The sequence below is a fragment of the Bradyrhizobium erythrophlei genome, assembly GCF_900129505.1.
GTDB lineage: Bacteria > Pseudomonadota > Alphaproteobacteria > Rhizobiales > Xanthobacteraceae > Bradyrhizobium > Bradyrhizobium erythrophlei_D.
Genome location: NZ_LT670818.1, coordinates 6,948,499 through 6,962,435 on the forward strand (window position 1 = coordinate 6,948,499; position 13,937 = coordinate 6,962,435).

Here is a 13,937-nt window from a genome sequence, read left to right on the forward strand (position 1 = left end):
CCACCTTTCGGGATCATGCCCCGCTACTTTTTCGCTGGCTTTTCCGGCTTTTCCGGCGCGTCGGCCCTGTGGATGCCGACGCCAAGATAGATCAGGATCGGGGCTGCGATGAAGATCGAGGTGTAGGTGCCGACCAGCACCACGCCGAACATCATGACTGCGGTGAAGCTGTGGATGGCCGGGCCGCCGAATAACAGCAGCGCCAGCAACGCCAGCGTCACCGTGACGTGGGTGATGATGGAGCGCGACAGCGTCGAGTTGATGGACTCGTTGAGCAGTTGCGGCATCGGCATTTTCTTGTAACGCCGCAGCATTTCCCTGATCCGGTCATAGATCACGACGGTGTCGTTGAGCGAATAGCCGAGAATCGTCAAAAGCGCGGCGATGCTGGTGAGGTCGAAATCGACCTGCGAGATCGACATGAAGCCGATCGTCAGCACGATGTCGTGCACGTTGGCGATCATGGCGCCCAGCGCAAACTGCCATTCGAACCGGAACCAGAGGTAGATCAGGATCGAAAGGATCGCGAGCATCAGGCCGATCATGCCGTAGGCGAGCAATTCGCCGGAAACGCGCGGCCCCACCACTTCGACGCGGCGATAATCGACGGCATCGCCGAGCGCGCCGCGGACTTTCTGTACCGCGTCCTGCTGGGCGGCATCGCCGCCGGGCTGTTCGGCGACCCTGATCAGGACTTCGTCGGGCCCGCCGAACTGCTGCAACTGGATGTCGCCAAGTCCGAGGCCGCCGAGGGTGGCGCGCATCGCGCCGATATCGACCGCGCCGGACTTGGCCCTGATCTCCATCAGCGTGCCGCCCTTGAAGTCGATGCCGAAGTTCAGCCCGTGGGTGAAGAACAACGTGATCGCAAAAATCGAAAGCAGCGCCGAAATCGGAAAGCTGATGCGGCGAAAGCGGGTGAAGTCGAAATGCGTGTTGTCGGGTACGATTCGCAGCGACGGCAGCCAGCCGAAGCAGCTGACCACCGTCAGCACGGCGATCACGATGCCCAGTCCGATCAGAACCAAATGAGTCACAGCCAGCTCCGATGTCTCAAATGGGCACGCTGTGCGGCCGCTTCACCCGCACCCAGGTCGCCACGATCAGGCGGGTCAGGGTGAACGCGGTGAAAACCGTGGTGATGATGCCGATGCCGAGCGTCACGGCGAAGCCGCGCACCGGTCCGGTGCCGATATAGAACAAGACGGCGGCGGCGATGAAGGTGGTGATGTTGGAATCGAGGATCGTCGACAGCGCGCGCTTGAAACCGGCGTCGATCGCCGAAATCGCGTTGCGGCCGCCGCGCAATTCCTCGCGGATGCGCTCATAGATCAGGACGTTCGAATCGACGGCGATGCCGACCGTCAGCACGATGCCGGCGATGCCGGGAAGGGTCAGCGTGGCGTTCAGAAGCGACAGCACGCCGAAGATCATAGCGACGTTGATCGCGACCGCGACGTTGGCGAACACGCCGAACAGTCGGTAGGTCAGGAGCATGAAGACGATGACCAGGATCGAGCCCACATAGGCGGCGAGTTCGCCCTTCTCGATCGAATCCTGACCGAGCCCCGGACCGACGGTACGCTCCTCGATCACGGTCAGCGGCGCCGGCAGCGCGCCGGCGCGCAGCAGGATCGCCAGATCGTTGGCCTGCTGCACGGTGAAACTGCCGGAGATCTGCCCCGAACCGCCGGTAATCGGTTCGCGGATCACGGGGGCGGAAATCACTTCGTTGTCGAGCACGATCGCAAAGGGCTGCCCGACATTCTCGGACGTCGCCTGCGCGAATTTGCGCGAGCCGGAGGTGTTGAAGCGGAAACTGACGATCGGCTCGCCCGAGCGCTGGTCGAAGCCGGGCTGCGCGTCGGTCAGATCGCCGCCGGAGACCAGCACCTGCTTCTTGATCACATAAGGGATCTTCGGCGAGGTCGAACTCATCAGCACTTCGGAATCGGGCGGCACCCTGCCCGCCTGAGCCTGATCCGGCGGCACGGTGGTATCGACCATGCGGAATTCCATCTTGGCGGTCTTGCCCAGGAGCTCCTTCAGGCGGGTCGGATCCTGCAACCCCGGCACCTGCACCAGGATGCGGTCGGCACCCTGCCGCTGGATCACCGGTTCGACGGTGCCGAGCTGGTTGATACGGCGCTCGACGATCTGGATCGATTGTTCGATGGTCTGGCGGACGCGCTCGGTGATGGCCGCCGGCGGGACCGCCAGGCGGATCAGGCCGCCGCCGGCATCGCTGATTTCCATGCTGCGCTGGCCGTTGGAGCCGAGCAGCCCGCCGAGCGGCTGCGACAGCTCCCGCAGCTTGGTCAGCGCGGTCTGCAGATCGGTATCCTTGACGCGAACCTCGACGCTGTCGGGACGCGAGGCGAGGCCGGTATAGCCGATCTTGGCCTCACGCAGGGCCCGGCGCACGTCGTCGCGGATCTGGTCGAGTTTCTCTTTCTTGACGTAGTTGGAATCGACCTCGAGCAGGAGGTAGGAGCCTCCCTGCAGGTCGAGGCCGAGCACCAGCCGGCGCTGCGCCCATGCCGGCCAGCCCTTGACGGTCGATTCGGGGAAGAAGTTCGGAACGGCGCAAAGGCACACGACCAGCGCCGTGAGGATGATCGCCAGCGCCTTCCACCGCGTGAAATACAGCATCGAGTTGACCCGTCAGATTCAGGAGAATGCGGCGCTTAAAGGGAAAGCTAGCTCGCGGACGTCTCGTCCTTGACGGACTCACTCTTGTCCTTCGCCGGCTCGCCCTTGGCGCGCACGCCCGAAATCATCTGCCGCATTTGCCGCACCCGGACACCCTCCGAGATTTCGAATTCGATCTGGTCGTCATCGACCACTTTCGTGACCTTGCCGACGAGGCCGCCCGTCGTCACCACGGTGTCGCCGCGGCGGATGTTCTTCACGAGTTCGGCGTGGTCCTTCACCTTCTTCTGCTGCGGCCGCAGAATCAGGAAATACATGATCACGAAGATCAGCGCGAAAGGCAGCAGCGACATCAACATGCTGTTGGTGTCGCCGGCCCCCGCAGCCTGGGCAAACGCAGGTGTAATCAGCATTCGGACGATCCTCGTGAAACGGGCAAGTGGAACAGGAAGTGAGCCGGCGACGCCGCTCGCGTCGGGCCGGTTCGGGTCAAATTCGCGCGGACTATAGCGGCCGCGGTCCCAATTGCAACGCCGCCCAACCCCTCATTTGGCATACATTTGAGTGGCTTGCGGCCCACCGCAAGGCCCGATATGGAGGCTTGCGTCAGGAACTCCAAAGATGTCGAAAAAGCCTCCAAAAACAAGAGCTCGCGCCGCGCGGAAATCGCCTTCAGCCGCGGCAAAACGTCCGGCGGCCACCCCCGAACATGACACCCCCGAAAGGATCGCGCGTGCGCTCGAAGCGATCGCGGCGCAGCTCTCCGCGGCCTCGCCCGCCTCCGACGCTATCAGTTCATTTGCCGGTGCCGACGCCTTCGTCTGGCACCCCGATGGCCGGCTGGCGCCGGTTCCGCGCGTCAGCCGCGTCGATCTCGGCCTGCTCAAGGGGATCGACCGGATGCGCGACATCCTGATCGAGAATACCGAGCGTTTCGCCGACGGGCTTCCCGCCAACAACGCGCTGCTGTGGGGCGCGCGCGGCATGGGGAAATCCTCGCTGGTCAAGGCGACCCATGCCAGCATCAACCTCAACCGCAAGCCCGCCGACCGCCTGAAGCTGATCGAGATCCATCGCGAGGATATCGAAAGCCTGCCGGCGCTGATGGACCGCCTGCGCGCCTCCGATTTCCATTTCATCGTGTTCTGCGACGACCTGTCGTTCGACGGCAACGACGCCTCCTACAAGTCACTGAAAGCGGTGCTGGAAGGCGGCATCGAGGGCCGGCCGGAAAATGTCATCCTCTACGCCACCTCCAACCGCAGGCATCTCTTGGCGCGCGACATGATCGAGAACGAGCGCTCGACCGCGATCAATCCCGGCGAGGCGGTCGAGGAAAAGGTCTCGCTCTCGGACCGCTTCGGACTGTGGCTCGGCTTTCACCGCTGCAGCCAGGATGAATACCTTGCGATGGTGAAGGGCTATTGCGGCCATTTCGGCATCAGGATTGCCGACGAAGAGCTCGAGCACGAAGCGCTGGAATGGTCGACCACGCGCGGCTCGCGCTCCGGCCGAGTCGCCTGGCAGTTCACCCAGGAACTGGCGGGACGGCTGGGCGTGAGATTGAGCGGGAAGTAGCTGTTAGCAAACGCACTCGTTCGGCCTTGATAATGACTGTCACCCTCCGCGAAAGCGGAGGATCCAGTACGCCGCGGCTTCTCGGCTCAATCGCTGCCGCCTCTGGAATACTAGGTCGCCCGGTCAAGCCGGGCGATGACAGTTGTGGGTGGGGACGCAGATGACAGTTGTGGGTGTGGACACAGTTGAGCCAGCAACGTCGCTTGGCTCGCGCACCGACCCCGGAATACCAAGTCGCGCGGTCAAGCCGGCGATGTTTCATCAAGTGTCATCCTCCGCGAAAGCGGAGGATCCAGTACGCCGCGGCTTCACGACTCAATCGCTGCCGCCTCTGGAGCCCGGTCAAGCCGGGCGATGACAGTTGTGGGTGGGGACGCAGATGACAGTTGTGGGTGGGGACGCAGATGACAGTTGTGGGTGTGGACACGATTGAGCCAGCAACGTCGCTTGGCTCACGCACCGACTCCGGAATACCAAGTCGCGCGGTCAAGCCGGGCGATGACAGTTGTGGGTGTGGGCGTGGGGCGACCGGCCCCAACGTCAGCGCTCACGCGCCGTTGAGGAATTGAAGTGGGTCAACCGGGGTGGATCCTTTGCGGATCTCGAAGTGGAGCTGCGGCGACCCCACCTCGCCCGATTGACCCGACTTGGCAATGACCTGGCCGCGCTTGATCGTATCGCCGCGCTTCACCAGCAGTTCACTCGCATGGGCATATGCGGTGACGTACCCGTTGGCGTGCCGAACCAGGACCAGATTGCCGTAACCCTTGAGCTCGTTGCCGGAATAGGCCACGATGCCGTCTTCCGCCGCCTTCACTGGCGTCCCCTCGGGCACGGCCAGATTGATACCGTCGTTCGACTTGCCGTTGGTCTTGGCGCCGTAGCTCGTAATCACCTTGCCGCGCACCGGCCAACGGAATGTCGGCAGCGCCCCGGTCGCCTCGGCGGCCTTGACCGGGCTTTCGGCGGAGGGCTCTTCGACCTTCGTCGTCGCCTGGGCGAGCCGCGCGGTTTGCGGCGGACCCGCCGTCACCGCGGCCAGTTTGGTAGCGGGCGGCGCCAGGGCCACGGCAGGCTGGGCAATGGCGACCGCGGCCGGCTGCGCCACGGGCGCAACCGCGGCGGTCTTTGCACCCGGCACCGTCAGCCTGGTGCCGAGCTTGAGCTTCGCCTGGGGGTCGAGACCGTTGGCTCTCGCGAGTTCGGCGACGGGAATGTGGTTGTGACGGGCGATGCTGAGCAGCGTGTCGCCGCGATTGACGAAATGAACGGCAGGCGGCGCGCTGGCGGCGGCAACGGCCCGGCTCGCGGGCGCGACCGCAACTGGCGGCGCAAGCGCCGGCGAAGCCGCGGGCGCCGCAACGGCAACGGCAACGGCAGACTCATGCGGAATGATCAACTGCTGGCCCGGCGACAGAACGCGCGGCCCCTTGTAGCCATTGGCCTGCATGATCGCGGCCGGCGTCACATGGTACCGGCGCGCCAGTATATCCACGGTATCGCTGGTACCGACGATGATCGTGGTGCCGGCGCGGCCCGGGGCGCGGGCTGCCGCGACCGAACGCGGCGCGACGGTCCCCGTGGTCTCGATCGGACGCGGCGGGGTCGGCGCATAGGAGGCGAGCCCCCGCCCTCCTCCGGACACGCCACCACCGGCCGGCGGATAGCTCTGGGGTGCGGCGATCGGCGGCGGCAGGGCCTGCGACTGGTATTGCGGTTGCGGGCGGGAATATTGCGGCGGTTCGCGGCGTTCGACCGCGGCGGGTGGTACCGAACCGGTGGCTTCCGGCTGCGAGGCAAAGGGATTCTGCGAGAGGCGCGTCTGCATATCGGCGCTGCAGCCCGCGAACCCGAACGACATCAGCGCCAGCACCGCGACGTGCGGTACGCGACGCGAGCAAAGCAACTCGACGATACGGGACATGGTTACTCACTCGTACGCAACAAATATCTTTTTTGAGTAAACACGTCCCCAGTAAACAACCGCTTAACCCAGCGAAATCCTTACACTCCGGAGGGGAGGCAATCCGGGGGTGTAGCGGATGTCCCCTCGATCACTCGGCGCACCGAGGTGAGGCCTACAGCTCGCGGGCGATACCCGGCAGGGCCGGCACGAAGCGGACGTCCACCAGCTCCCGGCGATCGAAACCGGCGTCGGTCCTGACGACGCGGACCAGGGTCTGGGTGCCGTGGTGCGGACCGACCGGCACGATCAGGATGCCCGCCGGCTCGAGCCGCTCCAGAAGCGCCTCGGGGATCTGCTCCATTGCCGCCGTCACGATGATGCGATCGAACGTGCCGGCGCCGGGCGGAATGTCGTAGCCGTCCCCCAGCAATACCTCGACATTGTCGTAGCCGAGCTTTTGAAGCCGCATGCGGGCGGCATCGGCCAGCGTCCGATAGCGTTCGACCGTCAGGACATGCGAGCAAAGCCGCGACAGGATGGCGGCCTGGTAGCCGGAGCCGGTGCCGATCTCGAGCACCCGGTGCTGTCTCTGCAACTGCAGCTGTTCGGTCATATAGGCCACCACGAAGGGCTGGCTGATGGTCTGTCCGCAGGCGATGCCGAGCGCCGAGTCGCGGTACGCATAGCCCCGATCGGCCGGATCCACGAAGACCTCGCGCGGCACCTCTTCCATGGCGCGCAGCACCGCCTGGTCGCTGATGCCGCGTCGCCGCAGGGTCAGCTGAAACATCATTTTTTCCGGCGGATTTGGTACGGCGGCCATGACAATCCCTTGAGCGGCCCAATTCCTGAGCAGGACTGCGGCGCAGTCCGGGGGCAGTATGTTGCAAGATCGACTGCGTCCTTAGGGAAAATTCTCCGTAAACGGGCGTTCCCGTCAGGGAACCAGCGTTCTACCTTGGCGTTGTGGGCGTGGGCAATCGATCTCCTGCTCGAGACCCGCGAGTGGCGCGGGCAGCGTTTCACTACACGTTGACATTGCGCCGGGTGGCGTTATTTGCGATCCTGTACGTGGGACGGGCAAGGACAATCTCATGACTGCGACGCGAGCGCCGGGCGCTTCTGTCTTCCTCGTCGAAGACGAGGTCATGATCAGGATGATGGTCGCCGACATGCTGGAAGAGCTGGGGTTTCGCATCGCGGCCGAGGCGGGCGAAATCAACGAGGCGATCCGGCTCGCTCAAAGCACCGAGTTCGACCTCGCCATCCTCGATGTCAACGTCAACGGCAAGGTGATTTCCCCGGTTGCCGACCTGATTACGGCGCGCAACCGCCCCTTCATCTTCGCGACCGGCTATGGCTCCTCGGGCCTGCCGGAAGAATACCGCGACCGCCCCGCGCTGCAAAAACCCTTCCAGCTCGAAACCCTGGCGCGGATGATCGACAGCACGCTCAAGAGCGCGACGGTCTAGATAGCTACATCAGCATAACCGCTGTCGTTCCGCAAACGCAGGGAGGCAGTCGTAGGGCGGATTAGCCGCAGGCGTAATCCGCCGCATGCGATCGCACAAAATCATCGTCGTTCACCGAAGTCGTCGTCGTTCGTTGCAACATCGCCGCCCCAATCAAACGGAAATAATCCCGCGCGCGCATCGCGATGAAACGAGGAATACGGCCAGTCGCGCACGCGCGTAACGAGGCCGTGCTTGAGCGGGTTGATATGGCAATATTCGACGTGGCGCGCATAGTCGGCCTCGTCGCGGATCAGATGCTCCCAGAAACGCCGCTGCCAGATCCCGCGCTCATTGCGCGCAAGGCGAACGGCGCTGCGCCGCTCCCGTTTCGGCAGCGCTTTCGCGAACCGGGTCTTGATCAGCCGCCAACGCGTGGAGAAATCGCAATCACCGGGAGGCAGTTTCCAGATCGCGTGCAGATGATCCGGCAGGACGACGATTGCGTCGATCGCAAAGCGCTGGCTCGCGCGCGTCGCCGCGACCGCCTCGCCCAAGCCGCCGCTCCAACAGGTTGACCGTGAAGAACCAGCATCCGCCCGGAACGAACGCGCGACGATAATTCGACATGAGGCGCAGGATAGCAGATGATGCATTGGTCTTTAACTGAGCGGCGGATTGCGCCTGCGGCTAATCCGCCCTACGGGCTGCCACGGGTATCGCTACGATCAATGTTCCAGCAGGCACCACAATTTACCAAGGTTTTGCAGGGCCGCAGTCAACGGGCGTCGGAGAACTTCTAGGAGGAGGAAGTCAAGTCTACATCCCATATGTCGACCCAGTATGGTTGAATAGGCAATGACCCAAGTTAACGAATCGGAACGCATGCTGCGAGACGCGCTTACGAAGGCAAGAATGTTGTTGGAAGATGTAGGGGAGACCAATTGGTCCGCTCGGCTACGCGAGGCGGCGGAGAAGTCGCCGATTGATCTAACAGCCATAAGATCGTGGTTTGGGGGCATGGGGTCATTCAACGACGTACTCATTGCACGCGTAAATGGTCATCGCATCGAGCCTCTCGACGAGAAGACGAAAAATGATTTGCTCAATAAGCTCCGGAGGCAGATTTACGAACTCTCTGCAACTTAATATAAGAGAGTTCGTGGCCCGTAGCCCAAGAAGTTACGCAGTGCACTCAATCGTCTCGGCGCGTCGGGCCAACCTCTGCTTGATCCGGGCTGCCGGCCCATGCCCCCCGGAGATTTGCGCGTAAAATCTAATTTCTCCAGCCGAATCAAGCTGATTCTACCTGTCCAGTCCCGCTTGAAAAAATATTCTGATTTTCCGAAATCGCAAATCACCTTATACCGCGGCCGTCCACCCCACTCGAGGGGCGTATCGCGATCGTCACGGACGCGGGGCTGGATGCGATGGACGCTGCAAGCGCCTTTGACGAGCGGCGCGTGAGGCGGACGGCAAAATCGTGTGGTCCTGACGCCTCGACGCTGGCGTCAAGTTGGCAGCTAAGGCGCTGCCAGCGACGGTGACAAAAAAGCCCGATCGCCGGGGAGAGTACGAAGGAAACCGTTAAAACCATTGCGTGCGGGGATGCCGGGTGATTTCCGGTGCGACCGCTGTGAATACTCGTGTGCATCTTGCACTACCACTTCGCACACGAGGCTGCGGGTGCACTGGGCACCCGGCATTCCCCACGCCCTCCTTGGGGCGGAAGATGCATCAACACCTCGGGCGCGTCGCGCTGCGAGAGTTTTACGCGTGTGTTGAAGGGTCATGCGCATGTGTCGAAACGTCATTGCGAGCGCAGCGACTTGTCCGCCGTAGCTCGAAGAGCGAAGGCGGAAGCAATCCACTCTTTCCTTTTGTTGCACGATGGATTGCTTCGCTTCGCTCGCAATGACGAATTAATTTGCGTGGCTGTTTGAAAATTGAATCCGCGATGTGACCGATAATCTATTTCAGCGTCGCCGTCAGCGCTTGCGAGAACTCGTCGTCGGTGCGGTCGAGCCGCATTGGCGTCACGGAAACATAACGCGCCGCCAGCGCCGCCAGATCGGTGCCCTCCGCCGGCACGTCGGCCTGCGCCAGCCGTTCGAACCCGATCCAGAAATAGGGATTGCCGCGGCCGTCGCGGCGCTGGTCGACCCTCAGAAAGCCGAGATTGCGCTTGCCCTGCCGCGTCACGCGCACGCCGGCGACATCGTCGGGCGCGCAGGCGGGAAAGTTGACATTGATCACGGTGTTTTTCGGCACGCCGGCATCGATCACCTTGCGCAGGAGGGCGGGGCCGAACTTCAGCGCCGTCTCCCAGAGCGGGGCGTTGCGCGTCTCCATGGAAAATTCCTGCGACAGCGCGAACGACGGAATTCCCAGAATGGTGCCTTCCAAGGCACCGGCGATGGTGCCGGAATAGACGACGTCCTCGGCGACGTTGCGGCCCTTGTTGACGCCGGACAGCACGAGATCCGGCATGGTTTCGCCGAGGATGTGGCGCGCCCCCATGATGACGCAGTCGGTCGGCGTGCCCCGCACCGCGAAATGCCGCGGCCCCACCTCGCGCAGCCGCAACGGATCGTTCAAAGACAGCGAATGCGAAACTCCGGACTGGTCGAGCTCGGGCGCCACGATCCAGACGTCGTCGGACAGGGCGCGGGCGATCTCCTCGACGACCTTCAGGCCGGGCGCATGGATGCCGTCGTCATTGGTGCAGAGAATTCGCATCCGACTGATTGCCTCTTTCGATGGATTCCGGGCCGTCAGCGTCGTCTTATCCCGCTCACGGCGCCGAGGCAAACCCCGGCCAATGGCCAACCGTTGCGCGTATTGCGAAGTCGCGGCGGTTCCGGTCATTTTGGTTTTCATCGGGGGATGGCGAAGGATTTTGGCGATGGCCGCTGTTCAGCCGGCAGCACCAGCGATGGTTTTGGCCGGCTTTGCGCGTGTATCGATTCAGGGGGTATCCGATTCCACGGCAATCATCGATGGCGAACGCCTTCGGCTACTCGTCCTCCTCCAACTGCGCTTTCTTGCGCAGCATCGCATCCAGCAGGGATCGGTGAACCTCGATCTTTCCGTTGTAATCGACATATCCCTTTTTTCTGAACCGGTTCATGAAGAAACTCACGCGCGATCGCGTGGTGCCGATCATTTCCGCCAGCGTCTCCTGGCTGAGCGCAATCGGAGTCGACTGTCCGACGCCTTCCAGCGTGACGTTCGCCAGCCGCAGCAGCAGGCGCGCGAGGCGTTTCTCGCTGCAATTGAAGAGATGGTCGATCAGGTCGTCTTCCATCTGGCTGTTGCGGGACAGCAGATAGCTGATGAAAAAAGCCGAGAAGCCCGGCTCGGTATTGAGGGCGGCGAGCATGGCCCGCCTTGTCATCGAGGTGATCACGCAGTCTTCCATGGCCTGGCTGCTGGCGTTGCGCCGTTCCGCGCCCTCGATGCATGCTTCGCCGAAGAACTGCCCCTCGTCCAAGATTCCGACCACCGCTTCCTTGCCGTGCTCGGACAACACGCTGAGCTTCACCCTGCCCCTCTGGATGAAGAAAACCTCCTCGGCTGGGTCGCCCTGGACGTAGATCGTCTGGTTCTTGACGTAGTGCTCGACGGCTTTTCCAGCGCTGATCCGGCCCAGAAAAGCCCGGGGTTCAAACGTGTCCTCTGCCTGTTTTCGCCACACGTTCGGCATGGAGTAGGTCCGCCGTCGGGCGCGGTATCGGCATTCAGCGCCAACCCGCCGATCTCCATCCTAATCCTCTTATGTCGGATAGGCGACACAAATCGAGTCCGGCGAGCTTCCGCCCTCCAACAGGGAAATTTGAGTCGACCAGGAGGAGACCGAGGCCGATTCGAGCTAGGTTGGTGGCTTCAACTCGCTGGCGAGCCAGCCCAGCGCGTCGGAGACCATGGGATCGGGCGGTGTGTCCGTGGTGCTGACATAACCGCACCTCTGGCACTCGAAGGTAGGGCTGGCGAAGCCGGACGGTCCCGGCCCCAGCTTCGACAACAGCATGCGATGATGCCAGCACTTCGGGCAGCTGGGCCGCTCGATCGCAGATACAAGCGCAGACGGTACCGGTTGAAATTCGGGCATGTGCATCGTGCTGATTTGGAACTCGGCCAAGAGGGGCCGGCGGCTGAACCAAAGCATGCCCCTTTGCGAGCCACGGGCCGCGGTCAATTTTGCTCAAATCGAAAAACTTCATGCGCGACGGTGAACCAATCCGAGAGCGGTGCCCGAGACTGCGATTCAAATGCCTGCGATTCAAATGCCGGCTAATGAACTCGCGCGGCGGCAGCCCGCGCGATCAGCGTTGAACGCGGATGCGCCACGTACGGATGAATTTTGCGGGCCAGCTTCCAATGCGCCATTCGAATTGTTGAGTGGCCACGCCCGGCGGCTCCGCGGGACTTTCCGCCTTTGGCATTGTCTTCAGGTCCACCGGTTTCAATTCCGGAACACACGGCTCCGGCTTTGCGGCCTTTCGCGGCGGTTCGGGATAATGTTTGCGGGCGACCTCGATCGCCTTCTCGAAATCCTCGACATTGAGCCACGGCTCGGCGCGCAGGCTGTCCAGCACGCCGGCTTCCCACAGGCGCGAGCCCTCGATATCGAACTGGCCCTTCTGCTTCTGATTGCAGGCCTGGATGCCGTATCCGGTGACGGTCCATTGTCTGCCCACCCAATAGATATCGCGATGCAGGGCCATCGATCAATTCGTTTCCGGTATGGGCTGTCGCCGCAGGCGGAATATGAGGATACCGGGGCGCGCCGCCTTCGCAACATCGAAGGCGACACACTCCGGACAAATCATGGCCGGACCAGATTATTTGTCGTGGGCGATCACCTTGAGGCCGCCCATATAGGGCTGCAGCACGTCGGGCACGGCGATCGAGCCGTCTTCCTGCTGGTAGGTCTCCATGACCGCGATCAGCGCGCGGCCGACCGCGGTGCCAGAGCCGTTCAGCGTGTGCACGAAGCGCGGCTTCTTGTCGCCTCCGCGATAGCGCGCATCCATGCGCCGGGCCTGGAAATCGCCACACACCGAGCAGCTCGATATTTCCCGGAACGCCCCGCCCTCGCCCTGGCCGGGCATCCAGACCTCGATGTCGTAGGTTTTTTGCGCCGAAAAGCCCATGTCGCCGGCGCACAGCGTCATCACGCGGTAATGCAGGTCGAGCTGGCGCAGCACTTCCTCGGCGCAGGCCAGCATCCGCTCATGCTCGTCCTTGCTGGTCTCGGGCGTGGTGATCGAGACCAGTTCGACCTTCGTGAATTGATGCTGGCGGATCATGCCGCGGGTGTCGCGCCCGGCGGCACCCGCTTCGGCACGAAAGCACGGCGTCAGCGCGGTCAGCCGCATCGGCAATTCCTTCTCGTCGCGGATGGATTCGCGCACGAGGTTTGTCAAAGGGACTTCGGCGGTGGGGATGAGCCCGAGGCGATCGGCTCGAAGATTGGCGTCGGGCGTGGCCAGCAATTCGCCCTTGATAGCCCAGAACTGGTCGTCCTCGAACTTCGGCAGTTGTCCGGTCCCGAACATCACATCGTTGCGCACCAAGAGCGGCGGGTTGATCTCGGTATAGCCGTGTTCGTTGGTGTGAAGGTCGAGCATGAACTGACCGATCGCGCGCTCGAGTCGCGCGAGGCCCTTTTTGAGCACCACGAAACGCGCGCCGCTCAGCTTTGCCGCCGTCTCAAAATCCATGTAGCCGAGCGCGCCGCCGAGGTCGTCATGCGGTTTCGGCTCGAACGCATAATTGCGCGCCGCGCCGAAATGGCTTCGCACCACATTACCATGCTCGTCGACGCCGTCGGGGACTTCGTCCAGCGGCAGGTTCGGGATCGCCGCCAGTTCCCTAGAGAGCTCGTCGTCCGCTTCCTTCGCCGCCAGCTCGAGCTGCGGCATTGTGGTCTTGAGCTCGGCGACCTCGGTCATCAGGGCGGCGGCACGCGCGTCGTCCCTGGCCTTCTTGGCGTCGCCAATTTCCTTCGAGGCCGCATTGCGCCGCGCCTGCGCCTGCTCCGACTTCAGGATCGCGGCCCGGCGCTTTTCGTCGATCGCAAGCAGCGACGCCGACGAGGGCGCGAGCCCGCGCCGTTTCAGGCCGGCGTCGAAGGCTTCGGGATTATCGCGGATCCATTTGATGTCGTGCATGACCGATCAGTCCTTGAATCGTGCCGGCGAAAGCGGGCATCCAGTAACCCGAATAAGCGACTTTTGGAACCTCAAACGGGTACGGCCGGTCCGCCCACCGACCCTGTCGTCACCCGCGAAAGCGGGTGATCCAGTATTCCAGAGCCATCTGTGATCAATCCGTGAGGCCGCGGC

The 13,937-nt window shown here is 63.0% G+C and carries 13 protein-coding genes and 1 pseudogene; 3 read left to right on the top strand and 11 right to left on the bottom strand.

The genetic code is table 11. From position 1 onward, the window contains the following. Positions 1-23: 23 nt before the first annotated feature. The 3 genes from secF to yajC are packed head-to-tail and all read right to left on the bottom strand — an operon-like array spanning position 24 to position 3,065. Positions 24-1,037 carry a protein translocase subunit SecF gene (gene secF / locus B5525_RS32440; RefSeq protein WP_079569799.1) on the bottom strand — a complete coding sequence of 338 codons (1,014 nt, stop codon included), beginning with the start codon at positions 1,035-1,037 and terminating at the stop codon, positions 24-26. Between the two features lie 16 nt (positions 1,038-1,053). Further along, on the bottom strand, positions 1,054-2,652 hold the full coding sequence (gene secD, locus B5525_RS32445) for a protein translocase subunit SecD (protein WP_079569800.1): 1,599 nt from the start codon (positions 2,650-2,652) through the stop codon (positions 1,054-1,056). 47 nt (positions 2,653-2,699) lie between these two features. Further along, a complete protein-coding gene (gene yajC / locus B5525_RS32450) occupies positions 2,700-3,065 on the bottom strand; it encodes a preprotein translocase subunit YajC (RefSeq protein WP_079569802.1) in 366 nt (121 codons plus the stop codon). Positions 3,066-3,273: 208 nt separating this feature from the next. Between yajC and B5525_RS32455 the strand changes: the two genes are divergently transcribed. Next, positions 3,274-4,230, top strand: coding sequence for an ATP-binding protein (locus B5525_RS32455; RefSeq protein WP_079569803.1), 957 nt, complete (start codon positions 3,274-3,276; stop codon positions 4,228-4,230). Positions 4,231-4,777: 547 nt separating this feature from the next. On the opposite strand, the gene B5525_RS32460 is transcribed toward B5525_RS32455, so the two are convergent. Both B5525_RS32460 and B5525_RS32465 read right to left on the bottom strand, forming a co-directional pair. After that, positions 4,778-6,154, bottom strand: coding sequence for a LysM peptidoglycan-binding domain-containing M23 family metallopeptidase (locus tag B5525_RS32460; protein WP_079569805.1), 1,377 nt, complete (start codon positions 6,152-6,154; stop codon positions 4,778-4,780). Between the two features lie 154 nt (positions 6,155-6,308). Further along, positions 6,309-6,959, bottom strand: coding sequence for a protein-L-isoaspartate(D-aspartate) O-methyltransferase (locus B5525_RS32465; protein WP_154073580.1), 651 nt, complete (start codon positions 6,957-6,959; stop codon positions 6,309-6,311). Between the two features lie 271 nt (positions 6,960-7,230). Here B5525_RS32465 and B5525_RS32470 point away from each other — a divergent pair, with 271 nt between their 5' ends. Beyond that, positions 7,231-7,608, top strand: a complete 378-nt coding sequence (locus B5525_RS32470) for a response regulator (protein WP_079569806.1) — start codon at positions 7,231-7,233, stop codon at positions 7,606-7,608. Between the two features lie 101 nt (positions 7,609-7,709). On the opposite strand, the pseudogene B5525_RS32475 reads toward B5525_RS32470, so the two are convergent. Further along, positions 7,710-8,217 (bottom strand): annotated as a pseudogene (locus B5525_RS32475) (REP-associated tyrosine transposase). Positions 8,218-8,502: 285 nt separating this feature from the next. Here B5525_RS32475 and B5525_RS47995 point away from each other — a divergent pair. Then, positions 8,503-8,736: a DUF6966 domain-containing protein gene (locus tag B5525_RS47995; RefSeq protein WP_425305331.1), complete on the top strand. Its 234-nt coding sequence runs from the start codon at positions 8,503-8,505 to the stop codon at positions 8,734-8,736. Between the two features lie 822 nt (positions 8,737-9,558). Here B5525_RS47995 and surE read toward each other — a convergent pair. The 5 genes from surE to serS form a co-directional block, all read right to left on the bottom strand. Next, positions 9,559-10,326 (bottom strand): 5'/3'-nucleotidase SurE, encoded by a 768-nt coding sequence (gene surE / locus B5525_RS32485; protein ID WP_079574083.1) that lies wholly within the window; start codon positions 10,324-10,326, stop codon positions 9,559-9,561. A gap of 277 nt (positions 10,327-10,603) precedes the next feature. Further along, entirely contained in the window at positions 10,604-11,293 is a 690-nt protein-coding gene (locus B5525_RS32490) for a Crp/Fnr family transcriptional regulator (protein ID WP_079569809.1), read from the bottom strand. 165 nt (positions 11,294-11,458) lie between these two features. Further along, positions 11,459-11,617: a response regulator gene (locus B5525_RS32495; protein WP_244567666.1), complete on the bottom strand. Its 159-nt coding sequence runs from the start codon at positions 11,615-11,617 to the stop codon at positions 11,459-11,461. A gap of 295 nt (positions 11,618-11,912) precedes the next feature. Continuing rightward, positions 11,913-12,314 carry a hypothetical protein gene (locus B5525_RS32500; RefSeq protein ID WP_079569811.1) on the bottom strand — a complete coding sequence of 134 codons (402 nt, stop codon included), beginning with the start codon at positions 12,312-12,314 and terminating at the stop codon, positions 11,913-11,915. A 117-nt stretch (positions 12,315-12,431) separates the two neighbouring features. Continuing rightward, the gene (serS, locus tag B5525_RS32505; protein WP_079569812.1) at positions 12,432-13,763 is read right to left on the bottom strand and encodes a serine--tRNA ligase; all 1,332 of its coding nucleotides are present in this window, start codon (positions 13,761-13,763) and stop codon (positions 12,432-12,434) included. Positions 13,764-13,937 lie beyond the last annotated feature (174 nt).